Origin of the sequence: Brevibacillus choshinensis (assembly GCF_016811915.1) — a bacterium.
Lineage (GTDB): Bacteria > Bacillota > Bacilli > Brevibacillales > Brevibacillaceae > Brevibacillus > Brevibacillus choshinensis_A.
In genome coordinates this window covers 505,809-529,153 of record NZ_CP069127.1, presented here as the reverse complement: position 1 = coordinate 529,153, position 23,345 = coordinate 505,809, and the positions used below count along the sequence as shown (strand labels likewise).

General features: G+C 51.8%; 25 protein-coding genes. 2 read left to right on the top strand and 23 right to left on the bottom strand.

Annotated features, from left to right (window positions below; translation table 11 throughout):
• Nucleotides 1–5: 5 nt before the first annotated feature.
• The 16 genes from JNE38_RS02870 to JNE38_RS02795 form a co-directional block, all read right to left on the bottom strand.
• Nucleotides 6–2,168 carry a Tex family protein gene (locus JNE38_RS02870; protein WP_203355173.1) on the bottom strand — a complete coding sequence of 721 codons (2,163 nt, stop codon included), beginning with the start codon at nt 2,166–2,168 and terminating at the stop codon, nt 6–8.
• A gap of 156 nt (nt 2,169–2,324) precedes the next feature.
• Nucleotides 2,325–3,113: an RNA polymerase sigma factor SigB gene (gene sigB, locus JNE38_RS02865; protein ID WP_203355172.1), complete on the bottom strand. Its 789-nt coding sequence runs from the start codon at nt 3,111–3,113 to the stop codon at nt 2,325–2,327.
• Nucleotides 3,082–3,576, bottom strand: coding sequence for an anti-sigma B factor RsbW (rsbW, locus tag JNE38_RS02860; protein WP_203355171.1), 495 nt, complete (start codon nt 3,574–3,576; stop codon nt 3,082–3,084). Before rsbW ends, sigB begins: the two co-directional genes overlap by 32 nt.
• On the bottom strand, nt 3,576–3,902 hold the full coding sequence (locus tag JNE38_RS02855) for an anti-sigma factor antagonist (protein WP_203355170.1): 327 nt from the start codon (nt 3,900–3,902) through the stop codon (nt 3,576–3,578). Before JNE38_RS02855 ends, rsbW begins: the two co-directional genes overlap by 1 nt.
• 23 nt (nt 3,903–3,925) lie before the next feature.
• Nucleotides 3,926–4,927, bottom strand: a complete 1,002-nt coding sequence (locus tag JNE38_RS02850) for a PP2C family protein-serine/threonine phosphatase (RefSeq protein WP_203355169.1) — start codon at nt 4,925–4,927, stop codon at nt 3,926–3,928.
• 20 nt (nt 4,928–4,947) lie between these two features.
• Nucleotides 4,948–5,355, bottom strand: coding sequence for an anti-sigma regulatory factor (locus JNE38_RS02845; RefSeq protein ID WP_428993691.1), 408 nt, complete (start codon nt 5,353–5,355; stop codon nt 4,948–4,950).
• A 270-nt stretch (nt 5,356–5,625) separates the two neighbouring features.
• Nucleotides 5,626–5,976, bottom strand: coding sequence for a type II toxin-antitoxin system PemK/MazF family toxin (locus JNE38_RS02840; RefSeq protein ID WP_005830205.1), 351 nt, complete (start codon nt 5,974–5,976; stop codon nt 5,626–5,628).
• Nucleotides 5,977–5,979: 3 nt separating this feature from the next.
• Nucleotides 5,980–6,279, bottom strand: coding sequence for a CopG family ribbon-helix-helix protein (locus JNE38_RS02835; RefSeq protein ID WP_025845698.1), 300 nt, complete (start codon nt 6,277–6,279; stop codon nt 5,980–5,982).
• Nucleotides 6,280–6,500: 221 nt separating this feature from the next.
• Nucleotides 6,501–7,706, bottom strand: coding sequence for an alanine racemase (alr, locus tag JNE38_RS02830; RefSeq protein WP_203355168.1), 1,206 nt, complete (start codon nt 7,704–7,706; stop codon nt 6,501–6,503).
• Nucleotides 7,707–7,708: 2 nt separating this feature from the next.
• Nucleotides 7,709–8,149 carry a hypothetical protein gene (locus tag JNE38_RS02825; RefSeq protein ID WP_203355167.1) on the bottom strand — a complete coding sequence of 147 codons (441 nt, stop codon included), beginning with the start codon at nt 8,147–8,149 and terminating at the stop codon, nt 7,709–7,711.
• Between the two features lie 64 nt (nt 8,150–8,213).
• Nucleotides 8,214–9,992, bottom strand: coding sequence for an adenine deaminase (gene ade / locus JNE38_RS02820; protein WP_203355166.1), 1,779 nt, complete (start codon nt 9,990–9,992; stop codon nt 8,214–8,216).
• A gap of 212 nt (nt 9,993–10,204) precedes the next feature.
• The gene (locus JNE38_RS02815; protein WP_203355165.1) at nt 10,205–11,602 is read right to left on the bottom strand and encodes a coiled-coil domain-containing protein; all 1,398 of its coding nucleotides are present in this window, start codon (nt 11,600–11,602) and stop codon (nt 10,205–10,207) included.
• 214 nt (nt 11,603–11,816) lie between these two features.
• On the bottom strand, nt 11,817–12,095 hold the full coding sequence (locus JNE38_RS02810) for a hypothetical protein (RefSeq protein WP_238933538.1): 279 nt from the start codon (nt 12,093–12,095) through the stop codon (nt 11,817–11,819).
• A 187-nt stretch (nt 12,096–12,282) separates the two neighbouring features.
• Nucleotides 12,283–13,320 (bottom strand): outer membrane lipoprotein-sorting protein, encoded by a 1,038-nt coding sequence (locus tag JNE38_RS02805; RefSeq protein WP_203355164.1) that lies wholly within the window; start codon nt 13,318–13,320, stop codon nt 12,283–12,285.
• A 246-nt stretch (nt 13,321–13,566) separates the two neighbouring features.
• Nucleotides 13,567–13,953 carry a holo-ACP synthase gene (gene acpS / locus JNE38_RS02800; protein ID WP_203355163.1) on the bottom strand — a complete coding sequence of 129 codons (387 nt, stop codon included), beginning with the start codon at nt 13,951–13,953 and terminating at the stop codon, nt 13,567–13,569.
• Nucleotides 13,954–14,073: 120 nt separating this feature from the next.
• Nucleotides 14,074–14,319, bottom strand: coding sequence for a gamma-type small acid-soluble spore protein (locus JNE38_RS02795; protein WP_203355162.1), 246 nt, complete (start codon nt 14,317–14,319; stop codon nt 14,074–14,076).
• A 219-nt stretch (nt 14,320–14,538) separates the two neighbouring features.
• On the opposite strand from JNE38_RS02795, the gene JNE38_RS02790 reads away from it, so the two are divergent.
• Nucleotides 14,539–14,787 carry a glutaredoxin family protein gene (locus JNE38_RS02790; protein ID WP_203355161.1) on the top strand — a complete coding sequence of 83 codons (249 nt, stop codon included), beginning with the start codon at nt 14,539–14,541 and terminating at the stop codon, nt 14,785–14,787.
• Nucleotides 14,788–14,916: 129 nt separating this feature from the next.
• Here JNE38_RS02790 and JNE38_RS02785 read toward each other — a convergent pair whose 3' ends face one another.
• The 6 genes from JNE38_RS02785 to pstB (JNE38_RS02760) form a co-directional block, all read right to left on the bottom strand.
• Entirely contained in the window at nt 14,917–15,252 is a 336-nt protein-coding gene (locus tag JNE38_RS02785; protein ID WP_203355160.1) for an ArsR/SmtB family transcription factor, read from the bottom strand.
• A 92-nt stretch (nt 15,253–15,344) separates the two neighbouring features.
• Complete coding sequence (locus tag JNE38_RS02780) at nt 15,345–16,922, bottom strand: GMC family oxidoreductase (RefSeq protein WP_203357393.1); 1,578 nt, start codon at nt 16,920–16,922, stop codon at nt 15,345–15,347.
• Nucleotides 16,923–16,974: 52 nt separating this feature from the next.
• Complete coding sequence (locus tag JNE38_RS02775; protein ID WP_203355159.1) at nt 16,975–17,574, bottom strand: gluconate 2-dehydrogenase subunit 3 family protein; 600 nt, start codon at nt 17,572–17,574, stop codon at nt 16,975–16,977.
• A gap of 6 nt (nt 17,575–17,580) precedes the next feature.
• A complete protein-coding gene (locus JNE38_RS02770; RefSeq protein ID WP_203355158.1) occupies nt 17,581–17,973 on the bottom strand; it encodes a hypothetical protein in 393 nt (130 codons plus the stop codon).
• A 119-nt stretch (nt 17,974–18,092) separates the two neighbouring features.
• Nucleotides 18,093–19,385: an arsenic transporter gene (locus JNE38_RS02765; protein WP_203355157.1), complete on the bottom strand. Its 1,293-nt coding sequence runs from the start codon at nt 19,383–19,385 to the stop codon at nt 18,093–18,095.
• Nucleotides 19,386–19,496: 111 nt separating this feature from the next.
• Complete coding sequence (gene pstB / locus JNE38_RS02760) at nt 19,497–20,249, bottom strand: phosphate ABC transporter ATP-binding protein PstB (protein WP_203355156.1); 753 nt, start codon at nt 20,247–20,249, stop codon at nt 19,497–19,499.
• A 209-nt stretch (nt 20,250–20,458) separates the two neighbouring features.
• On the opposite strand from pstB (JNE38_RS02760), the gene JNE38_RS02755 reads away from it, so the two are divergent.
• Complete coding sequence (locus JNE38_RS02755; protein WP_203355155.1) at nt 20,459–22,483, top strand: methyl-accepting chemotaxis protein; 2,025 nt, start codon at nt 20,459–20,461, stop codon at nt 22,481–22,483.
• 80 nt (nt 22,484–22,563) lie between these two features.
• On the opposite strand, the gene pstB (JNE38_RS02750) is transcribed toward JNE38_RS02755, so the two are convergent.
• Nucleotides 22,564–23,337: a phosphate ABC transporter ATP-binding protein PstB gene (gene pstB, locus JNE38_RS02750; protein ID WP_203355154.1), complete on the bottom strand. Its 774-nt coding sequence runs from the start codon at nt 23,335–23,337 to the stop codon at nt 22,564–22,566.
• Nucleotides 23,338–23,345 lie beyond the last annotated feature (8 nt).

Genomic DNA, 23,345 nt, shown 5'->3' with positions numbered 1-23,345 from the left:
CTGTTTTAACCCTCTGTCGGCGCGATCAGGGTCAGTCCGACGCGCTGACGCTTTTCATCGATTTCCACGACCCAGACATCCACGATATCTCCCACCGTCACCACTTCGAGCGGGTGTTTCACAAAGCCTTTTTTCAGCCGCGAGATATGCACCAGGCCATCGTTTTTCAAGCCGATGTCGACAAATGCACCAAAATCAACGACGTTTCGAACGGTTCCTTGGAGCTTCATGCCCACGCCCAGATCCGACAGCTGGAGAACGTCGCTGCGCAAAAGAGGCTTCGGAAGCTCGTCACGCGGATCGCGTCCCGGGCGCAAGAGGCTTTCCACGATATCAGCCAGCGTCGGCTCACCAATGCCCAGCTTCTGTGCCGTCTGTGCGATGTTCAGAGACTGAAGCTGCTCCTTGCAGCGCTCACTCCCAATGTCTTGCGGTGCAATCCCGATCATCTGCAGCAGCTTGTGGGTCGCATCGTAGGACTCGGGGTGAATCGGAGTCTTGTCCAACGGGTTGCTTCCATCCATCACACGCAAAAAGCCAATGCACTGCTCGAACGTTTTGGCACCCAGGCGAGGAACATCCTTCAGGTCGGACCTGCTTACGAACTTGCCGATCTCCTCCCGTTTTTTCACGATGTTGCCTGCCACCTGCTTGCTGATGCCCGATACGTATTGCAGGAGCGAAGAAGAGGCGGTGTTCACATCTACCCCTACGTGGTTTACCGCCGATTCTACGACAAATTGCAGACTGTCTGCCAAGCGGGATTGAGACACATCGTGCTGGTACTGTCCTACACCGACCGATTTGGGATCGATCTTGACCAGCTCTGCCAGCGGATCCTGCAGCCTGCGGGCGATCGATGCAGCGCTGCGCTCAGCTACGTCCAATTCTGGGAACTCTTCCTTTGCCAGCGTGGAGGCGGAATACACGGATGCTCCTGCTTCGTTGACGATGATGTACATCACGTCTTTCCCCAGCTCTTTGAGGACATTTGCGATAAACTGCTCGGTTTCCCGCGATGCGGTTCCGTTGCCGATCGCCACGACCGATACCTGATATTTCGCAATCAGTTGTTTAACCTTCGCTGCTGCCTCAGCTACCTTGTTGACCGGCGGTGTCGGGTACACGACGGCAACCTCCAGCAGCTTGCCTGTTTCATCCACGACGGCCAGCTTGCAGCCTGTCCGGAATGCCGGGTCGACGCCCAGCACGACTTTCCCTTTCACAGGCGGCTGCAGCAGCAGATTGCGCAGATTTTCCGCAAAAATGTGGATGGCCTGCTCTTCGGCTGTCTCGGTCAGCTCCGCGCGCACTTCTCTTTCAATAGAAGGGGCGATCAGGCGCTTGTACGCATCTTCTACCGTCGATTCGAGGAAGGAACGAACAACGGTGTCGCGAGGAATCACACGTCGCTGGATCCATGGCAGAATCTCTGTGACGGGCGCCTCTACCGTCACCTTCAGGATGCCTTCGCTCTCTCCGCGATTCATCGCGAGCACACGATGCGGCACGACCTTTTTCAATGGTTCACTGTACGCATAGTACATTTGATAAACATTTTTCTCATCCGCTTCGTCAGCCTTTTGCTCCGACAGCAGCTGCCCTTTTTGCATGGTGCGCTGGCGGACCCACTGACGAATGTCCGGGTCATCCGAAATTTGCTCGGCTACGATGTCCATCGCACCTTGCAGAGCCGCCTCTGCGGAATCCACACCCTTTTCGGGATTGATGTACTTCGCTGCTTCTGCATTCGGATCGCCTGATTTCGGCAGGCTGAGCAAGTAATTGGCTAATGGCTCCAGGCCTTTTTCCTTGGCCATGGTCGCCCGCGTGCGCCGTTTCTGCCGGTACGGTCGATACAAGTCTTCCACTTCCTGCAGCTTCGACGACTTTTCGATGGCTGCTCTCAGCTCATCTGTCAGCTTGCCCTGCTCCTCGATCAGCCGGATGACTTCTTCTTTTCGCACAGACAAATTGCGCAAATAACGAACGCGCTCTTCAATGGCACGAATTTGTGTTTCGTCCAATTGCCCAGTCATTTCTTTGCGGTAACGGGCAATAAACGGGACTGTGTTCCCCTCATCCAAAAGAGCGATGGTCCGTTCTGCCTGATGAGGTTTGACGCCAGTATCCTGGGCGATTGTCTGGATCATCAATGTTAGTTCCATACATATCCTCCTGCGCTCGTTCTACGCCGTTTATTGTACCACATTTACTGTTAAGCTCTGGAAAGCAGACGAGAAAAATTGAGTGGCAGAGGGTGCGGCGGGAGAACTGCAAGGAAAGAAAAAAGAGGCGTCCGCGGACACCTCCTCGCATATGATTCACATAACCGTTTCATGCTGATCAACCTTTAGCGCTTCTCTCAGTTTTCCCAGCGCCCTGCGCTGCAGCCGGGAGATGTGCATCTGAGACATGCCCATGACATCTCCGGCCTGTTTTTGGCTCAAATTTTGATAGTAAGTTAATTGAATGATTTCTTTTTCCCGCTTGTCCAAAACGTTCAGGGCCCGATCGAGCATCAAATTTTGCTCCACCTGTCCATAGCCAGCTTCCTGGGAACCAATCAAGTCCAGCAGTGTGATGGTATTGCCATCACTGTCGGCCTCCAGCTCGCTGTCCATGGAAAGGGAATGATAGCTGCGGCCCATCTCCAGCGTCTCCAGCACCGCTTCCTCAGTCACACCCAAGTAGCGCGCGATATCCGCGATCTGCGGAGACCTTTGCAGCTGGATCGTCAATTCATCGACGACCCGCTTGATCTTCGGGCTCATTTCTTTTACCCTGCGCGGGACGTGGACACTCCAGGTCTTGTCCCGTATGTAGCGTTTGATCTCGCCTACGATGGTAGGGATGGCAAAGCTTTCGAACGTCCTATCAAATGCCGGATCGAATCGGCGCAGCGATGCCAAAAGGCCGATCATTCCTACCTGTATCAAATCCTCATGCATAATCTGGCCGCGTACAAACTTCTTCGACAGCGTCTCTACCAGAGGTGTATAAGCTCTCACCAACAGCTCCTGCAGGTCCGGATCCCCCGTCTCCCCATATTGGTGAAGGAACTTCCTCAATTCTTCGGGACTATACTTCTTCTTCCGAGATTGTCCGGTCATAGCCAGCCACCCCATCCCGCCGAACATACTTGGTCATGGCGACCGAAACACCGCTGCCTGTGCGAATTTCCACCTCATCCATGAGTGTATGGATCAAATAAAGACCCAATCCGCCCTCGTCCACCTCATCAATTTCTCTTCCTGCATAAAGGGGACCGAGCTGATCAGCAGCAGGTACGCTTTCCAGCCCTTTTCCCTCATCCGATACAACAATCTCCAATCGATCAGGATACACAAAACAATCGATCAGAATGACACCCTTTTTATTGTCTTCCCGGTAAGCGTGCTTGACCGCATTGCTGCAAGCCTCCCCTACAGCGAGCTTGATATCCTCGATGTCATCGAAGGAAAAACCAAGACGATTGGCCACTCCGGAAACGGTCAGGCGCGCTACCCCCAGATAATCTGGAAGATTGGGCAGCTTCAGCGATATCGCGTCTCCTTCAGGTTTTTTGAGTACCATTACTCGCTCTCTCCTTTGCGGATGGCAATTAGATCGTACAAGCCAGTAATGCGAAACAGCCGCTCCACTCGGGAAGACAGATTTTGAACGAAAAAGGCGCAGCCTGCCTGTTTGCATGCTTTCATGACGGCAATAAAGATTCCGATTCCTGTACTGTCCATATACTCTACTTCTGCCAAATCTACGACAATCGCTGCAGCATTGGGTGTCTGCACCAGTGTCATAATCGCCTCTTTTACTTTTGGTCCCGTAAACGCATCGATATCCCCACAAAGGGTAACTTGATGCTCGGTTTCATTGCTGGTGATCTTGATAGTCAGGTCCATACGCATCTCCCCCCAGGTGTCGCTCAGGTTCTTCGAAGTACAATCATGGTGTAATCATCTGGCAATTCAAATTGGGAGAGCAGCAAAAGCCTACGGTAAAGGCTGTCCGCCATCACTTGTGCCGGTGCCCCCACTTCAGCCTGCAGGTATGAAACAAGCTCTTCCCTTTGTAAGTAATATCGGTCAATTTTGCGTTCTGTTACACCGTCAGTCAGAAGAATCAGAACATCCCCCACGTCCAGGTGTATTTCCTTTTCTTCATAACGGCTGTCCGAGCATAGTCCCAGTGCCGCTCCCTGGCCATCCATATCGTAAAAACGGCCTTCACGCGCCCGATATACAAATCCCGGCTCGTGTCCGGCTACCGCATATCGAAAACAATGCCGATTGGTATCGTAACAGCCAAACAGCATGGTAATAAACATGCTCGGATCGATATTGCGCTCCACGATTCGATTGAGATGAAGCAGCATGTCATTTGGTCCGCTCAGCATTTCGCTCAAGCTCTCCATCGCGTACTTCAGCATAGACATGCACATGGCTGCCGAGATCCCTTTCCCTGTGATATCGGCAATCGTCAGACAGAACCGCCCATCATCATGCGCGGCGATATTGTAGTAATCTCCGGAAATTTGTTTGGCGGCGACGCTCACCAATCCGATTTCTACGTCCGAATACGCCGGCAGCTCCTGTGGCAGCAGGGACCTCTGCATGGCGGAAGCCACCGCGATCTCAGATTGCAGCTGCTTATGCTTGCTGCGCAGGCTGGTCACAGAGCGGTGCTCATTTCCGTATTCAATCATCACTTCCGTCAAAATGGAGAACGACGCTCGTACAAATTCGGGCACTTCACCCAGCTGCTCCAGAGCGCGCTCATGCAGATCAATCATTTCCTCCGGCGAAATATCCTGCTGCAGCAGCCATTTCCCCAGCTGCTGAGCGCCGTAAAGCTGATCCTCCCCTTGACCTGTTACGTAATCCCGGAGAATTTGCACGTACTCTTTCTCTATACCCCGGGTCGGCATCTCTCTCCACCTTCCTCTGCTCAGTCACGCCATTTCACGATGACGACTCGCGTCCCTTCGCCCTGTACGCTCTGAATATCGAATTCATCCATCATCCGCCTGACACCCGGAAGCCCTGCCCCCAGCGCACCAGATGTGGTATAGCCATCCTCCAGCGCCTTGCGGATGTCGGGAATGCCAGGTCCTGCGTCAATCGCGGTTACTTGCAAGCCGATTGCCCCTTCGCGTTCGATCGGCGATATCGTAATGATTCCTTTGCCTGCATACAAATAAATGTTTCGAGCCAGCTCAGATATAGAAGTGGCCATTCGGGATTGCATAACGGTGCCAAACCCTAGCTGTCGCGACAAATTTCGACCTACCTGTCTCGCCGAAACGATGTCGGACTCAGTCTCTATCTTGATTGTCTCAGGGTACAGCTCTGCCACAATCAATTAACCCCTTCCGCCCTCACTTGCGGGTTCATATGTGATGAATGCGTAGCGAAGTCTGATTCTTTCAAACCGGAAAAGGTGAAACCTCCACCGAGAATGTTCACAGTGAAACCTTTGACACCAAAAAGCAAAACGTGTCACATTTTGTCTAAAATACACTACGAACACATTCGCTATGCGCTTATGAAATCCCTGCCCGCACAGCAAAAAAACCACTTGCTTCACTCAAGTGGCTTTTCCTCTCCAAAGGTCTGATCCTTATTTTTAAAAATCAATGAGTCCCAAGCTGATCTGCAGGGATTCGTTGACACGATCCATCATCTCATCATCGAGATGCGTAATCTTATCGGTCAGCCGTTGTTTGTCAATGGTTCGAATTTGTTCCAACAGAATGACGGAGTCACGATCAAATCCATATGTTTTTGCGTCAATCTCAACGTGTGTAGGCAATTTTGCCTTTTGAATCTGTGCCGTGATGGCAGCGACGATGACCGTCGGACTAAATCGATTTCCAATGTCGTTTTGAATGACTAAAACAGGCCGAACGCCTCCTTGCTCAGAGCCAACGACCGGTGACAGGTCCGCGAAAAATACATCGCCACGTTTGACAATCACTGGTCACACCCCGCTAACTAAGCGGACAAGAGTATGGTCAGCCTCTTCCTCAGCGCCAAAAGCCTCCGATGCCATTTTCAGATTGATCTTCGCCATCTCCATGTACCCTTTTTGCATCGTTTCGCGGATTGTGCGTTTTTTGCGCTCCTTCAAATACAGATGCATCGCCTGACGAATGAACTCGCTGCGATTGGATTTTTCCTTCTGAATCACGCCATCCACTTCCTGTAGCAAGTGTTGTGGCAAACTGATCATGATGCGTTTCGTGTTTGACTTCGACAAGACAAATCCACCTCCAACCATGACCGTAACTTTCATCCGCGAAGCATGTTCTCCTGCATATGTGTCAGTATGAACAATACCATTATGTCGAAACCATTGCAAAAATATACCTATCCGTACGCCTGGCAGGCCAGAAAACTTGGCTTCGCCCAGAAAGAGCTCTGGCGAAGCCCGAAAGCCGGCTTTTTTGCGCTTACCTAGTATTCGCGCTTCAAACCAAAATTCCTGCCGATTTTTGTTTGCTAGTTATTTACACTTTCTTTTGGAGCGTATTTCATGGTGAGCGGGTGAAATACCCCTGTCTCTTTCCCGTTCCGATAGTAGACGCGAGGAATGCGGTAATTCAGCATGCAAGGCACTTCGTAATTGATCGTGCCGATCAGGGAGGCAACCTCATCCAGCGAGATCTCGTCCTCCCCCTGCTTGCCATACAAAACAACCACGTCGTCCACCTGTGCCGTGCTCTGTTCTATTCTCACCATGATCTGATCCATGCAAACCCTGCCAACAATAGAAGCTCGCGTTCCATTGTACAAAACTTCTCCTCGGTTGGACAACAGGCGAGAATATCCATCTGCATACCCGATCGGGAGCGTCGCGATTTGTTCACCTGGCTGGGCGGTATACGTCGCACCATAGCTGACGGTAAAAGGCTCAGTCGTCGCCGTTTTGACATGGGCGATCCGGGTCTTCAACGAAAGGGCCGGGACAAGCGCCACATCCGCGCGGTCTTTCATATAGGGTGAAGGATATAATCCGTATAAACCTATGCCTAAACGGATCGTATCATACCCCCATTCAGGAAAAGCAATGGCAGCAGCCGTATTGCAGCAGTGAACCGTCGGCAGCTTTTTGCCAGCACTGCGCAGGGATTGCAATAAGCTTTGAAACGTTTCGTGTTGTCGTCGCACATGGGTGGTGTCCGGTTCATCGGCGCATGCAAAATGCGTAAAAATGCCTGTCCATGTCAATTTGGAGCTTTCCTCGAGTGCGTTTACCACTCGCAGCAGTTCCTCATCCGTCCGTACGCCCAGACGTCCCATACCTGTATCCGTTTTGATGTGGATACCGACTGGATCAAGTCCCGCCTGTTGCAAGGAAAGATTCGCCTCGGCTATCCAGTCAGCGCTGTAAGCCGTCAGCTCGATCTGCAATCGGCTGGCAGGCTCCACAGCCCCGGCGGGTGTATAGCCGAGTACCAAAATCGGCGCCTCAATCCCCGCATTTCGCAGTACGATTGCCTCATCCAGCATGGCTACAGCCAAGGAATTCGCACCGCTAGCAAGCGCCTGTCTGCCTACCTCTACAGCTCCGTGTCCGTAGCCATCTGCTTTGACCACGGCCATGATGCCAGTCCTCTCAGGCAAATGGTTCCTGAACGTCTGCACATTGGCCGAAATGGCATCCAGATTTACCTCAACCCAAGTGTCACGACAAAACGGTTTCATGCTTATCTCCTCTTGTTCACCTTGTTATAGTAAAACAAACGCTCGTTCAAGTGCTTGAGGAATTCACGGGAAACCATCAGCGACTCCCGCTTTCCTCCCACTTTGTAGAGATGGCGGCCTTCATAAATCTGCTCAACTTCGGACAGTGGATAGCTGGTTTCCTTGCCTGACATGGTGATGATCAGGTGTGTTTTCGTCAGCTTGTACATAGGACGAAGCATGGATTTGTAAAGGAAGGGAGCCAGACCTACGACCGCAATCGCAATCGCAAAGGCAAGTACTTTAAATGCCGTGTTGTTGCTGGGAAGAATTTGAGCGAGGATCAGCATCCCCAGGACAAATGCAACAGTCTCCATCACGCGCATTCGTACGCTTTTGCGCAGGAGCATGTCCTTGTACGAGGACTCTTCCTGGTACAAGACATCCGTAGACGGTTTTTTCATGAAATGCATGCCACCTCATTACGATAGAAGTTACTCTGAATGTATCGCGTTTGCCTGCCGCATGTCAATTCAGGGAATGCCGGTTACCTGCGTCTTCTTCTACATTTATGTGACGAAATTGGTTTACATCAAACAAGCCTTGATCCGTGAGCTTAAGCGACGGAATGACAGGCAAAGCCAAGAAGGACAACGTCAGAAACAACTGAAAGGAAGTCGGCGCTTCCAACTGGCGCAAGGCATGCTCCAAATCATCCAGTCCACGGCACACATCCTCCGCCTTTTGATTGGAAATCAGACCTGCAATCGGCAATGGCAGAGAGGCTAGCACTTTCCCATTTTCAACGACAACCAGACCGCCTTGCATCTGCTTGATGGCTTCCACTGCAGCGAGCATGTCCTCATCATTCGTTCCGGCGACGATCAGATTATGGGAATCGTGGGCTACCGTCGAAGCGATCGCTCCTTTTTGCAATCCCAGCCCTTTGACAATGCCAAGCCCTACATTCCCTGTCAGGTGATGGCGTTCGATTACGGCCATTTTCAGCAAATCGCGCTCACTAGAAGGGACAAACGCTCCCTGCACTGTCGGCACCTCCATCAAGAGATGCTCTGTGACGATCTTGTTTGGGATAACCCCAATGACATGCGCCTTTCCGCTGCTTACCGGGATCGCCAATTGTTCCGTGGTCAGCGGCTTGATTCGCACGCTGTTCGTCAGCGCTTCCCCCATCTTCGCTGCTTCTGCGGAAGGCTGCGGGAAAATCCCCTCCACCACTGCCCCACGCTCCGCTACCAGCTTGCCATTTTTGTACACCTGGCCAATGATTAGCTCCTCTAAATCGTCGAGCAGGAGGAAATCAGCCGTATACCCGGGAGCGATCGCCCCTTTGTCATGCAGCCGGAAGCATTCTGCCGCGTTCAGCGACGCCATCTGGATGGCGGTTATTGCGGGGATGCCTCGCTGGATCACCATGCGCACGTGATGATCGATGCTTCCTTCCCGAATGAGCTCGTCCAAGTGTTTGTCATCGGTCACAAACAAGCATCTGCGCGCATTGCGTTCGTTTACGACGGGAAGCAAAGCCTCCAGGTCCTTGGCCGCCGTCCCCTGACGAATCATCAGGTACATTCCTCGCTGCAAGCGTTCCTTTGCTTCCTGCACATTCACACACTCATGATCGGTTTTGATCTGCGCCGTACGGTATACATTGATCGCCTTTGCATCCAGTCCGGCTGCATGTCCATCGATCTGCTTGTTTAGCGCCAATGTCGCTGCCAGTTTATCCAGCATGCCTTCTGCCCCATTCATGACGGCCGGGTAATCCATGACCTCAGCCAATCCCAGCACTCTCGGATGGGAGAGGAACGGATCGAGATCGGACTGCTCCAGCACAGCACCTGAATGTTCAAAAGATGTCGCTGGAACGCAGGAGGGCAGCATGACCTTTACATCAAATGGCAGCCCTTCAGACTCTGCCAGCATAAACTCGATGCCTCTGGCACCAGTCACATTGGCAATTTCATGCGGATCGGTAATGACTGTAGTGACTCCGTGCGGCAGAAGAACACGGGCAAACTCCGACGGAACGACCATCGAAGACTCGATATGCACATGCCCGTCAATAAAAGCGGGCGAGATGTATTTTCCTGCGGCGTCAATCTCATTGTGCCCCTCATACTGGCCGATGCCGACAAACACTCCATCCGCAATCGCCACATCGCCTTGCAAGAGTTCCTCGTTGAACACATCAATGATGGTTCCGTTCTTGATGACGGTATCGGCTTTTTCTCTGCCTGCTGCTACTGCAATACGTTTTCGCAAGACTTCTTTGGAGACGGACACAGATGCTACACCTCTTCCTCGCTAAAAAAATTTTTAACATCTACAATAGTACAATTCGGAGAAATGCGCAATTGGGGCTGGGGTGGAGAAGAATATTTCATGTGGTAACCCAATTAAATATCATAAAGTCTTCAAATTACACTGCCATACAAAAAAAAGACGCCCCCTTCGTAGTTTGCCTACTTTGGGGGACATCCTAGTTGCTGATTGAATTATTGTTCCGTCGTGGTTTCTTCTTTAGAAGTCTTGTCTTTCCCTGGGAAGACTACTTTTTCAAACGTTCCTTCCACAACTTTTTTGGCCACAGCTTTGAATTCCTCGCTTCGCTTGTCCGCTTCTTCTTGAGTGAGTTTGCCGGCTTTTACCGCTTCTGCCAGTCGCTCTTCCTGCTGCTTCACCAGAAAGGCGATCACATCGTCTTCATCCACACCTTGTGCCTCTGCGATTGCTGCCAGCGTTTTGCCTGCAGTCAACTCTTCTTTCAGCTTGGCTTCATCCAGTTTCAGCAGAGTCAGGAGCTCTTCGCTTTTCCCGATTCCGAAGTGAAAGCCCTTTCCGTGTCCGCGATCCTGATGGGTGGCCTCCACCATCGCTTTTACTTTCTCAGCTGCATTTTTGCTCAATTGGTCCGCTTGCTCTTGGGTAAGCTTGCCGGCTTTCACTACTTCCGCCAGCTTCTCTTCCTGCTGTTTTACCAAAAGTGCGATGAGGTCTTCTTCATCCACGCCCTGTGCTTCCGCGATCGCTGCCAGCGTTTTGCCTGCCTTCAGCTCTTCCTGCAATTTATCCGCATCCAGCTTCAAAAGGGACAGCAGCTCTTCGTTGTCATCAAAGCGAAAGCCGAATCCAAAGCCTTTGCCTTGATGCGTTCTCTCCAGCTGTTCTTTCACGCGATCGGCAGCGTTTTCGTTCATCTTGTCAGCCTGCTCTTGCGTGAGCTTGCCTGCTTTCACCGCTTCTGCCAGTTTTTCTTCCTGCTGCTTCACCAGAAGGGCGATCACATCGTCTTCATCCACACCTTGTGCCTCTGCGATCGCTGTCAGCGTTTTACCGGCTTTCAGCTCTTCCTGCAGTTTGCCCGCATCCAGCTTCAAGAGAGACAGCAGCTCTTCGTTCTTGTCAAAGCCGAAGCCACCGCCAATGCCTTTGCCTTGATGCGTGTTTTCCAGCTGTTCTTTGATGCGATCGGCAGCGTTTTCCTTCATCTTGTCAGCCTGCTCTTGCGTGAGCTTGCCCGCTTTCACCGCTTCTGCCAGTTTTTCTTCCTGCTGCTTCACGAGAAGTGCGATCACATCATCTTCATCCACTCCTTGAGCTTCTGCTACAGCCGCCAGCGTTTTACCTGCCTTCAGCTCTTCCGCAAGCTTGGCTGCATCCAGCTTCAGGAGGGACAGCAGCTCTGTGTTTTCCTTCATGGAGATTCCGAAACCACCTCGGTGCCCCATTTTTCCTGCTCCAAATTTGACTTCTGCCGGTTTATTCAAATCTTGGGATTGTGTTTGTGTTTGAGTCTGTGTCGTGTCAGCTGCCAGTGCGCTTCCCAGACTTCCGATACTCAGTACGGCTGCCATCGCTCCCATGAGCATACCCATCTTTGCTTTGCTAAACATATATTCTCTCCATCCTTTCATCGCTTGGCTTGATTTATGTACCTCCTCTGGTACAAGACTAAGTGTACATGGGCTTTCTTAGATTCCGGTTTGAGAAAAGTGGAAAACTGTAGGGAAAGTTCATTTTGCTTTTCCACATTTCCACCTCCTCCACTCTCGTCGGAAATCCGGAGGAAAGAAAAAGAGCAGAGGCATTGCCCCTGCTCAATCTCCCCTATTTTTGTTCGGCCTCATCTGTACTCTCTTTTGGCTGATGCTTGTTCTCCACCATATTTTTCACAAACGCCTCCATCTCCTCGCTGCGTTTGTCCGCCTCTTCTTGAGTCAGTTTGCCAGCCGTTACAGCTTCCGACAGTCTTTCCTCGTGCTGCTTCACCAAAAGCGCGATCACATCGTCTTCTACCACGCCTTGGACCCCTGCTACTTCAGCCAATGATTTGCCAGCCTTCAGCTCTTCCTGCAGCTTGGCTTCATCCAGACTCAGAAGGGACAAGAGCTCCTCATTCGTACCAAAGCCCTGGGCATTTTTAGATTCCCGTTTGAGAAAAGTGGAAAACTGTTGGGAAAGCCGTGTGCAACCATGATAGCCTCTCCTGAAGCAAAGGAAGGGTTTTTGCGTTCCAGATAGTGAGGCGGAAAAAAAATAAAGAGGACGGTTCGCACCGTCCCCTCTCCCGTTATTATTTGCCGCCTATGCCGTAAGTCGACTGGGCAACCTTCACCATTTCTTCTTCCGGCAGATCTCCTGCCATCATGAACTCTACGCCATCCAGCTCCCATGTGAGGTAGCGTCGATTGTCTGTCGTCTGTGCCAGAACCCCAATGGTAAAGCCTAGATCAATCGGCATGCCCTGCTCGTAGGAAACCGATGCTTCGGTCGGGCGTGCCTCTGTCAGCTTATAGTTGTAGGCTCCTTTGTAGCTCAATACGACTGTGCGCACTCCATCACGCGTGACCGGCTCGATATCGCCTTGCTGCACCCCTTGTGGCACATAAGTGGGTACGATTACACCGAACTGACTGGACGGCAGCTGAGCCACTTGTCCATTCGGCTGAGCCATTGTAGGGATGGAAGTCAGTGAGCTTGTCGTCATGTTGCGATCCTTGTCAAAGGCATCCTTGTCGAAAGACGGATTGAACACAAATTCCGAGAAGTCGATCTTCACGAGCGGATTCATGCTCGAATCCATAATTTCTGCATGTGTCGGTTTGAAATCTTCCGTCAGCCAAATTTTCTGCTTGGTCAACGAGCGATTTCCACTGTAATTTGCTTTCACTTCAAAGACGTACTGCTTGTCGTCCATCTTCATTTGACGCTCCGCATCGTCGATAATGCTGCGAATGAGCGTTTCGTACAGATAGAGTGGTCCGTTGTTTTCTGGCCAACCGCTCTGGAAGCGGAAGCTCTTGTTCAAATGTGGCGTGAGAACGAAAACCCCTTCGCTATTCCGCAGGATAATCTGAGTGATGCCACGTTGCTTGGAAGTCAGTGCTACCCGATAATTGGTGGGTTTCTCGTACCATACCTGCACGTCGTACTCCATGGGAGTAGAGCCAGTTTGCATGGTCAACACTGCTTGAGACTTGTAGCCAGCCATCTTGTCCAGCGTACCGCTCAAGTCACTCACCACATCTTCGGGTGTTTTTTGACCAAAGCAGCCGCCGAGCAGCAGGGTAAAGACCAACAATAACACCAGTGGAAAAGCTGCCCGTTTCATTCAATGAACTCCTCCTTGTCAACATTTTCGACAAAGAAGGGCATCCCTGTCTATTTCCTGGGAAATCTGTCAGTCCTTCGCCTCTTCGGCACACATCGTGTCAATATTCTGCACCTTCTTCTGGGAGTGGGACTCGATATCGCTGGATCGGCTTCAAGACTTACCCTTCCTGTGTAAGAGCAGGTAGTCCCTCCTGATCTACGCGATATAAATGTATGTCCATCCTCGTCCCAATATGCAGACAAGTTACAGCTCTTCCACAACAACCTGCGCAATCGCATGAGATTGGCTATGGGAAATGCTCAGGTGAACCCGAATGCGAGAAGGCTCCAGCCCAAGTCTTCGATAGACTTCTGGTTGGAATGACATCTCTGGCTTTCCACTGCGGCTCGGCAGTATTTCCATGTCCAGAAAGCTCAATACCTCCCCGATCCCTGTCCCCAGAGCTTTTGCTCCCGCTTCCTTGGCAGCGTAACGTCCTGCTACCAGCTCGGACTGCCTCGTCTCAGACTTTCCCGCAAGCAGCGCCCGCTCCGCCTCGGTTAAAAAACGCTGGCAAGCTTTCGGCTGCCTCTTCAACAGTCTATCGATTCGTTCGATTTCAATCATATCGATGCCAATACCTAGAATCATGAATCCATTCCGCTCCTGTCCTGCATATTTCTGCTGTCAACGTATCACTCCCCATCCATTGTTGGCAAGGTGAAATAAAAACAACCCCCGCCAAGAAGCGAGGGTTGCAGTGCCTTGCTACTACTCAGTAGCTTGGCCAGCTTGGCCAGCAGATCGCGCTGCGGATTGTTGGTTCTGACGGCGAACCTCAGACGCGTTGGTCTCGCTACCAAATTCAGTAGCGGTTTGACCAGCTGCACCAGCACCAGTGTTCGCAGCGGATTGTTGGTTCTGACGGCGAACCTCAGACACGTTGGTCTCGCTAGCGAATTCAGTAGCAGCATTTTGTGCACGGTTCATTCCAGCTTGTTTGTTTTGTTTAGGCATCGTTCCATTCACCTCCTCGACGTCACTGAATATAATTTGTACCGGTCAAGGTGGAGGTATCCATCCTGTTTTTCCCAAAATCGCCGAGTTAGCAAAAGCACCGATTCGCACAAGCTAAGTACTGGGCCTTTTCAGAAGTGCAGGCTCAGGCAGGAATTACCCGTTAAAAAGCGAAAGAAATGTTTCTTACTTCTGCAATAAGAAAGGAGCGCCATCCCTATGGCTACTACCGTCATTATTTACACGCAAACTACATGCGGACCTTGCCAAGAGGAAAAAATGTGGCTCACCAGCCAGCAGGTTGCTTTTGAGGACCGCGATATTCGCAAAAACGACACGTACTTCCAGGAAGCCATCAATCTGGGTGCCAGCATGACCCCTGTCACTCATATCAAGAAAGACAATGGCGAGGAATACGTCATTCACGGTTTTGACAAGGAAGAAATAAAAAAGGCTTTATCGCTGTAAGATCACAGATGAGCGACCGCGTATAGCGGAAGCCCTTATGCGTTCCAGAATGGAAGCTTGCCGCGTTCCATTCTTACCACGTAAAAAAAGCGCTAGATCTCCAGTGATCTAACGCTTTCAAAAGACGGATCAGCCGAAAGATGGTTCATTCTCGGCTGATTTTTGTTTGATGACAGGCGACATATCCGGCAAATTAGACAAAATCTGCTGAACTGCAGGAGCGCACTCTGTATTTACCGAGTAGAAAACCCATGGTCCCTTCCTCCGCTCTTTTACCAAACCATGTGTCTTTAACTTCGCTAAGTGCTGGGAAACAGAGGGTTGGGAAGTCTGCAGAATCTCCACGAGATCACGAACACATAGGGACTGCACTTGCAGGAGAGCCATGATCGTCAGTCGCGTCTTGTCACCAAGCAGCTTATAAACCTCGGACAAAAACAGTACCTGCATTAAATCCATATCCATACTAACCCACCTTTGCCTTGCTTATCTGTTTCCCAGTATACAATATGTTTTGTTCGGTGGGGAAGAGATGAACGTAAAAGTTCCGTGAATGCTCACGGGACATCACGCTGTTTCATGGCCTCGATCAGCTTATCCGCGGTGCGTGCAGCCAGCGCCATTACTGTGTTTGTCGGATTGCTGGCACTGGATGTGACAAAGGTAGAAGCACCTGCTATGAAAAGGTTGGAAATGTCGTGCGACTGACCAAACTCGTTTACGACCGAGGTCGATGGATCGTTCCCCATCCGACATCCTCCCATCAAATGTGCCGTATCCGAGACGACGTGCTCCGGTATTCCACCCATGGCTTCTATGATCTGCTCCATTGTGCCTATGGCATGCTGATAGAGCAAGCGGTCATTTTCCTGGTAGCTGAAGGTTACTTTGGGGACAGGCATTCCGTATTCATCTTTTTCCCCACTGAGCGTAATGGCATTGTCCGGATGAGGCAGCACTTCCCCTACGAGCGTCACTCGCGCGTACATGTTGTAGTCCAGCATCGTCTCCCGGAGCTGTTTCCCCCATAAAAACGATCCGTCCACACGTTCAGCTGCAATCGCTCCTGCCATGGAGACAGGTCTTGCTCCGTGCGCGTTCAAGGTATAGCCCCTAGCAAATCCGCGATCACGTTCAGTCTCATAGAAATGCTGCGTGAGTGCAAGCACCGGGGTCCCTTTGTACAGCCGCACTTCGTCAGGAAGACGACCGTACACGTCGTGGCTGGAATGCGGCATGATCGCTTTGCCTACCCACCCGCTGGAATTGGCAAGGCCGTCCGGGAATCGGGAGGTCGCCGAATTCAAGAGCAGCCGTGGCGTTTCAATCACAAAGCCTGCCAAAATGACGACCCGGGCCATCTGCCGGTGCGTCAAGCCATCGTGCGTAAACAGCACGCCACTGACCTTGTCGCCTGCCGTCAATATTTCCGTGACCATGCAGTCGGACAGCACTTCCGCTCCTTCCGCAATAGCCTTTGGAATATGGTGGATCAATCCGCTGTACTTGGCATTCGGCATACAGCCCTGATTGCAAAACCCCCGATTGATGCACGGCGGCCGCCCATCGAACGGCCCAGACAGGATCGCAAGCGGTGCAACCACGCTATCGTAGCCCAGCTTTTCGCAAGCCTCTCGAAACAGCTGGGAATTGGCGCTGATCGGCTCACGCACCGGGTATGGATAGGGCCCGCGAAATGCACCCCACGGAAAATGCGAGGGTCCGGAGACGGCAATTTCCCGTTCGATCTTGTCGTAATACGGAGCCAGATCCTGATAGGTGATCGGCCAATCTTCGCCTACCCCATCCAATGTCTTGATCTTAAAATCACTTTCATGAAACCGCAGGAATACACCCGTAAAATGAACGGTTCCTCCCCCTACTCCACGCCCTGAATTGTTGTGCCCCAGTCGCAGAGGATCTTTCCCCGCCACGAGCCGCGTCTCCTGCCAGGCCAATCGCCGCATGGACAGCTCGTCGCTGGCAAAATCGCTCTGGGGATCCCAGAATGGCCCTGCTTCGATCACGACTACGCGAAGTCCGGCTTTTGCCAGCTCGTAGGCGAGCACCCCGCCAGCTGCACCGGCTCCCACGATGCACACATCCGCTCCATCTGCGTATTTCCGATTGTCCATATGGCGGGAACGATGCCCATCATAGTGATCGCTATGGTGCATGACCCGGTCATCACTTGCCATCTGCTTTCGCCTCCCACGGATCTGTCAATCCTTTCTCCACTCGGACATACCCGCGCGGATAAGCTGGTCCCCCATAGCCGATATCGGACCAGACCAGCGGGTGCGAATAATACGCCGACACGGTATCATGGAGGATTCGCTTGAAAAAGTCTGCCGGGACCACTCCTGCCCACGCTTGCCCATGTTCGGTCTGGCTTTGTGAAATGGCCTGCAAAACTTCCTGCTGCTGCTCGGGCTTCAATGCCACAAAGCCTGCTCCGTACTTCTCGTGACTCACAGCATCCACCCCTGCAAGCCCCAGCCGATAAAGCTCCTTTTTCGGAGGTAATCCGACCTTTCGCTGGGATTCCCCAATCGGACTCGCCGCGGAATCATCCAGATGCTGCGTGATGTAGGTCAGCACTTCCAAGCGATGGTCATCCACGAGCACACTGACGATCGTCTGCAGCAGCATGGCCTCCGGCTGCGTAAAAAACTGATGGGAGACCTGCGGCGTTCGTCTGGCGCCCACGACCTTTTTCGTGTGACCATCCCACTCGGTATGCTGCTCCCAGACGTCATAGCCGGGATATCGACGTTCTTCTGCCATGTGCCATCACCCCCAATACAGGGCAATGAGCCCCAGCGCAGAGACGGCAGTTATGAGCAGTGGGAGAATAATCGGCGGCCCGACCTGGAAATTCTGTCCCTGAGAAAAGCCACCGACGCGTTGCCCCACTCCTACCGTGTGCAAATAACCGCCATACAGCCCTCCAGCCATCCCGACAACCATCATGAAGGCAAACACCCAGCGCAGCCACCCTGCATCCACAAAGGAAAGAACAATGGCCGTAACCGCAAATATCGGTAGCTCTATGACAGGCACCCACATCGCCCAGTGACGGAAGTTTTGTCGGGAGTGAAACAATGTGACCTGTACCGCTACCAATGCAAAAGCAAGTCCTGTAAACAAAATGAGGACACGTTCAATCGGCCAACCATGCCACATGGAAACTTCCTCCTCTTCTTCGTTTGCGCCTATTTTTTCCGGGTGTATGGGGTACTATTCTCGTCTTTTGCGCACGAATAAAAAAACCGCTGGCAACATCCTGCCAGCGGGCCAATCCATCAACCGAACCATATCAACGTCAGATATAAGCCAAACAGTGTAATCAGCAAGGTCGGCACTGTAAGAACAATGCCTGTCCTGAAATATTGCCCCCACGTGATCTTGACATCTTTTCTGCCGAGAACGTGCAGCCAAAGGAGCGTCGCCAGGGAGCCGATCGGAGTGATTTTGGGCCCCAGGTCGCTGCCGATGACGTTGGCGTAGATCATGGCTTCGCGCATGATTCCGTCTGCCCCCGTAGAGTCGATGGCAAGGGCGTTAAATATCACGGTCGGCAGGTTGTTCATCAGGGACGAAAGGATGGCGGAAATAAAGCCAGCTCCGATCGTCATGGCCAGCAACCCGTCATCCATCAGCGTATCCAGCATCGCTTTCACCAGATCCGTCAATTTCGCATTGTGCAAGCCCCAGACCACTACGTACATCCCGATGGAAAAAATGACGACGACCCACGGAGCTTCCTTCAGTATGCGGCGCATCTGGATAACCGGGCTGCTTTTGGCAGCCAAGCAGAAGATGAGTGCAGCTCCTGTGACGATAAAAGAGACGGGGACGTGGAAGGACTCACTCATAAAAAATCCGACTAGCAGCACCGCGAGAATCGGCCAAGCCAGAAGGAACAGCCTCTGGTCTCGAATAGCCTCACGAGGACTTTTCAGCTGCGTCACATCCACCACTTTGGGGATGCTACCGCGAAAATAGAAAAACAGGACAGCAAGACTCGCACCCGCGGAAAAGAGCGTGGGCAGCACCATCCGCGCAGCGTACTCCGCAAAACCGATCCCGAAATAATCCGCGGAGACGATATTCACCAGATTGCTCACCACAAAGGGAAGCGAGCTCGTATCCGCAATGAATCCGCTGGCCATCACGAAAGCCAGCACCATCTTGGGATCGAGCCGCAGCGCACGCACCTGCGCCAGGACGATCGGGGTCAGTATCAATGCCGTACCGTCGTTGGTAAAGAGCGCAGAGACGACCGTTCCCAGCAAGATGACGTACGTGAACATCAAGCGGCCGCTACCCTTTGCCAGCCGGGCCATGTGCAAGGCCGCCCATTCAAAAAATCCGATTTCATCCAAAACAAGCGAAATGATAATGATCCCGACAAGTGCAAACGTCGCGTTCCAGACAATGGACGTAACCTCTGCCACGTCCGCAAACGTCACTACGCCTGTAGCCAGCGCCAGGAGGGCTCCTCCGACTGCCGGATAACCGATTGACAATCCCCGCGGCTGCCAAATCACCAAGGTCAGTGTAGCGATAAAAATGAGTACTGAGATAAAGACCACTTTAAAATTCTCCTCTTTTGACCATGGTTTGTCGTTCAATTGATCCTGCTGAAAAACGCGAAAAAGAGCAGACTCATGAGCCTACTCTTCCTACCTTACTACAATTCGTCCTTATCCGAAACGTCCGGTAATATAATCCTCTGTTCGTTTATCGCATGGATTTTGGAAGATTGCCGGCGTCATGTCAAACTCGACCAATTCGCCATTGAGGAAAAAGGCGGTCTTGTCAGAAATACGCGCTGCCTGCTGCATGTTGTGCGTCACGATGACAATCGTGTACACGCTTTTCAGCTCCTCCAGCAACTCTTCGATTTTGGCCGTCGAGATCGGGTCCAGAGCAGATGTCGGTTCATCCATCAGCAAGATTTTGGGCTGAACAGCGAGCGCACGCGCAATGCACAGACGCTGTTGTTGACCGCCAGACAGCCCCGTCGCAGGCTTTTTCAACACATCTTTGACCTCGTCCCACAACGCAGCCGCTTTCAAGCTGTTCTCCACGATCTCGTCCAGCTTGTCACGGTCGGTCAAACCGTGCAGCTTGGGGCCATACGTGATGTTATCGTAAATGCTTTTGGGAAACGGATTCGGATGCTGGAACACCATCCCGATATTTTTTCGCAGACGCTCCACCTCAACGCTCGAGCTGTAGATGTCTTCGTCAAACACTTTTACGCTTCCCGTGATCTTTGTATTTGCGACGGAATCATTCATCCGATTCAATGTCCGCAGAAAGGTCGATTTCCCGCAGCCAGACGGGCCGATCAAAGCAGTGATCGAATGGGATTCCACATCAAGATTTATATCATAGAGGGCCTGCTTATTACCGTAGAAGAGGTTTAACTCCCGGACTGCAATCACACTCATACGGTTTTCGCTCCTTCGTAAATGGCGTCATACTTTCTCATTCACTATAGCTTGCCAATGTTAGGACTCTGTATGATCTTTATTAAGTTTCCATAAAGATTTCACCCAAGGTAAAGATCTGGTAAATGTTACTGCCAAACCATATACTCCCTCCTTGGCAACTCCTACAATGAAGCTGAACGTTTTGTCATATAAGGGGAGAGCACTTGATGCTGAGAAAAAAACGTAACGGCAATTCGTCTATTCATTATCGCTCCATCTTCACCCGGCTGTTCTTCGGAATATTGGCCATGGTCGTCGGCATGATGTCCATCGCAGCATTTTTCATCAGTCATCAATCCGAAGCCATGCTGAATGAAAAAACCAACCAGCAGTTGAAAGATGCCACCGGTTCTGCCTTGCAGAAAGCCGTCAGTCGTGTGCACACCATCGAAACCGCCTTGCAGTCCTTTGGTTCCACGTACAAAAACAGCAAACTGTCAAACGGACAAACATTCGGGATCCTGTCCGATATCGTGACAAGCAATCCAACCATCTCCGAAATCCAAGTAGCGACGACGGATGGGCGTTACCTGACCTTTCCCAGCTCACCACTGAGCACTGACTACGATCCGCGAAAGACAGACTGGTTTACAGGAGCCATCGACCAAAAAACCACATTCGTTTCAGATGTTTTCCAGTTTTCCCAGACCGAATTTCCCAAGATCGCCGTATCCCTCCCGTTGCGTAACGAAGACGAAGAAGCCGTCGGAGTGATCGTAGCCTTCGTCTCTGTTCCCAAGCTCAGTGAGTTCATCGGACAGATCAAGCTGGGTGACACGGGATACGCCATGATCGTCGACCGGGTAGGAAAGCTTGTCGCTCATCCTGACAAGACGTATGCCCTCAAGAGACCTGACATGAACCAGCTCAGCGTCGTTCAAGATGTGGTGGCGGGTCAATCCGGATTCAAGCAACTGACGCTTAGCGGAGCTGATTATTACGCTGCCTATCAGTACGACCCGTCGCTCAAATGGGGCATGATCGTCGTTCAATCCGTAGCGGAGGTCAAGCGGGAAGTCCATGCGCTGCAGCTGACGATTCTCGCAATATCCATCGTCGGGCTTTGCGCACTCGCCGCTCTTTTATACTTGTTCGTCCGCAAAATCATCAAACCGGTCAAGGAAGTCCAGCAAAAAATGTCCTCCTTCAGTGAAGGCAATCTGTTTCAAACGATGAAGGTTCATAGCAATGACGAGATCCGCCAGCTCGCAGACAGCTTCAATAGCATGAGTCAGCAGATTCGTTCGATCATCGGCAAAATCCAGCATGTGCTCGTGGATGTCAAGCAGGTCGCCCATACTGTCGGAAACGGGTCTCGTCACTCACACGCCATGCAGAGCGAAGTAGTAACCGTAACGGAGCGACTCTCGCAGGAAATGGACCATCAGCAGGTGCAGATCGATGATATCCACTCCATCATGGCTCACATCACATCGGAAATGTCTCGCATCACAGACTCTATGGAATCCGCAGTCCAGCAAAACCGGGAATCCGTGAAGCAAAGCGTGAAGGCATCCTCATCCATCGATTCATTAAAGGACAGCATGCTCAAGATCTCGGAAGACATGAAATCCTCGCTCCACGCCATGTCGGCGATGAAAGAAAGCATGGTGGATATCCGTGAGATCCTCGACCTGATCTCGCAAATATCCAAACGAACCAAGCTGCTGTCCTTCAATGCACGGATCGAGGCATCTCGAGCGGGCCAGGCCGGGCTGGGCTTCGGAATCGTTGCCGATGAAATCCGACTCTTGTCCGAGCAAACCGAAGAAGCGACTGCCCGCATCGAACAGGTCATTCAATCAGGGGAGACACGGATGGAGCGAGTCTCCGATTGTCTGGAGCTGACGGATCACACGACGATCAGCGGCATTCAGACACTCCATCAAGCGACGGATATCTTCCAACAAACCGTCCATATCAGCGAGACGATCACTTCACAGTTTGAAACGATCAGACAGCTTTCCGTCTCCATCCATCAGCAAAGTCAATCCATTCAGAAGCGAGTGGACAACCTCTCGTTATCTGCTCAGGAAGTCGTCTCTGGCACGCAGCAAGCGGTTGCCGCTACGCAAGAGAGCCTCTCCCTATCCGAACAGTTCCTGCACGATTCAGAGCGGCTCACTGCCATCATTGAAGATCTGGAGCAGGAAATCAGCTTCTTTCAAACCGAAGAAAAGCTCTCCGCCTAGGAGAGCTTTTCTCATCGCTCCTACCGATTGCATGCAAAAAGCCCTTCCGGCATGGCAGACATGCGAAGAAGGGCTTTTTCTCATCCAAAACGGCCGCTAATGTACGCTTCCGTTCTTTCATTTTCAGGCGATGTGAAGATTTTCGAGGTCTCATCCATTTCCACTAGCTCTCCCAACAGGAAGAATGCCGTTCTCTCAGAAATGCGTGCAGCCTGGTGCAGGTTGTGCGTCACGATCACGATCGTGTACTCTTCCTTCAGCTGCATGACCAGCTCCTCGATCTTCATGGTGGAAATCGGGTCCAGCGCAGATGCCGGCTCATCCAGGAGCAGGATCGTCGGCTGCATCGCAATCGCACGAGCGATGCACAGACGCTGCTGCTGACCACCGGACAAGGAGAGCGCTGAATCCTTCAGGCGGTCCTTGACCTCATCCCAGAGCGCCGCCTTTCGCAGGCTGGTTTCCACCAACTCATCCAGCTCACGTTTGTCTCTCATTCCGTGAAAACGAGGTGCGAAAGCGATATTTTCATAAATGGACTTGAAGAAAGGATTCGCGCGTTGGAATACCATCCCGACAACTTGACGCAGTCCTTCAATATTGACTTGTTCGCTGTTAATGTCAATGCCATCGACGACAATCGAACCGGTGACACGGCAAGACGGAACCAGGTCGTTCATCCGGTTCAGGCTGCGCAAGAGCGTGGACTTTCCGCAGCCAGACGGGCCGATAAATGCTGTAACGGAATTGCGTTCAATATCCATGTTAATATTGTTTACCGCGCGCTTCTCCCCGTAAAAAACAGAAACGTCGCGGGTTTGGATGATCGTATCTTGCATGGTGAGTACGGACATAGCTACAC

What these genes read in the sequence shown, in the direction of transcription:
- JNE38_RS02825 (WP_203355167.1), bottom strand. Translation starts at nt 8,149, where the DNA reads ATGAAAAAACCGTCTACGGATGTCTTGTACCAGGAAGAGTCCTCGTAC.
- pstB (WP_203355154.1), bottom strand. Translation starts at nt 23,337, where the DNA reads ATGTCCGTACTCACCATGCAAGATACGATCATCCAAACCCGCGACGTT.
- JNE38_RS02770 (WP_203355158.1), bottom strand. Translation starts at nt 17,973, where the DNA reads ATGTGGCATGGTTGGCCGATTGAACGTGTCCTCATTTTGTTTACAGGA.
- JNE38_RS02835 (WP_025845698.1), bottom strand. Translation starts at nt 6,279, where the DNA reads ATGGTTGGAGGTGGATTTGTCTTGTCGAAGTCAAACACGAAACGCATC.
- JNE38_RS02790 (WP_203355161.1), top strand. Translation starts at nt 14,539, where the DNA reads ATGGCTACTACCGTCATTATTTACACGCAAACTACATGCGGACCTTGC.
- JNE38_RS02755 (WP_203355155.1), top strand. Translation starts at nt 20,459, where the DNA reads ATGCTGAGAAAAAAACGTAACGGCAATTCGTCTATTCATTATCGCTCC.
- JNE38_RS02785 (WP_203355160.1), bottom strand. Translation starts at nt 15,252, where the DNA reads ATGGATATGGATTTAATGCAGGTACTGTTTTTGTCCGAGGTTTATAAG.
- JNE38_RS02870 (WP_203355173.1), bottom strand. Translation starts at nt 2,168, where the DNA reads ATGGAACTAACATTGATGATCCAGACAATCGCCCAGGATACTGGCGTC.
- JNE38_RS02775 (WP_203355159.1), bottom strand. Translation starts at nt 17,574, where the DNA reads ATGGCAGAAGAACGTCGATATCCCGGCTATGACGTCTGGGAGCAGCAT.
- JNE38_RS02850 (WP_203355169.1), bottom strand. Translation starts at nt 4,927, where the DNA reads ATGCCGACCCGGGGTATAGAGAAAGAGTACGTGCAAATTCTCCGGGAT.
- JNE38_RS02780 (WP_203357393.1), bottom strand. Translation starts at nt 16,922, where the DNA reads ATGGACAATCGGAAATACGCAGATGGAGCGGATGTGTGCATCGTGGGA.
- acpS (WP_203355163.1), bottom strand. Translation starts at nt 13,953, where the DNA reads ATGATTCTAGGTATTGGCATCGATATGATTGAAATCGAACGAATCGAT.
- JNE38_RS02815 (WP_203355165.1), bottom strand. Translation starts at nt 11,602, where the DNA reads ATGTTTAGCAAAGCAAAGATGGGTATGCTCATGGGAGCGATGGCAGCC.
- JNE38_RS02805 (WP_203355164.1), bottom strand. Translation starts at nt 13,320, where the DNA reads ATGAAACGGGCAGCTTTTCCACTGGTGTTATTGTTGGTCTTTACCCTG.
- pstB (WP_203355156.1), bottom strand. Translation starts at nt 20,249, where the DNA reads ATGAGTGTGATTGCAGTCCGGGAGTTAAACCTCTTCTACGGTAATAAG.
- JNE38_RS02795 (WP_203355162.1), bottom strand. Translation starts at nt 14,319, where the DNA reads ATGCCTAAACAAAACAAACAAGCTGGAATGAACCGTGCACAAAATGCT.
- alr (WP_203355168.1), bottom strand. Translation starts at nt 7,706, where the DNA reads ATGAAACCGTTTTGTCGTGACACTTGGGTTGAGGTAAATCTGGATGCC.
- rsbW (WP_203355171.1), bottom strand. Translation starts at nt 3,576, where the DNA reads ATGGTACTCAAAAAACCTGAAGGAGACGCGATATCGCTGAAGCTGCCC.
- JNE38_RS02855 (WP_203355170.1), bottom strand. Translation starts at nt 3,902, where the DNA reads ATGGACCTGACTATCAAGATCACCAGCAATGAAACCGAGCATCAAGTT.
- sigB (WP_203355172.1), bottom strand. Translation starts at nt 3,113, where the DNA reads ATGACCGGACAATCTCGGAAGAAGAAGTATAGTCCCGAAGAATTGAGG.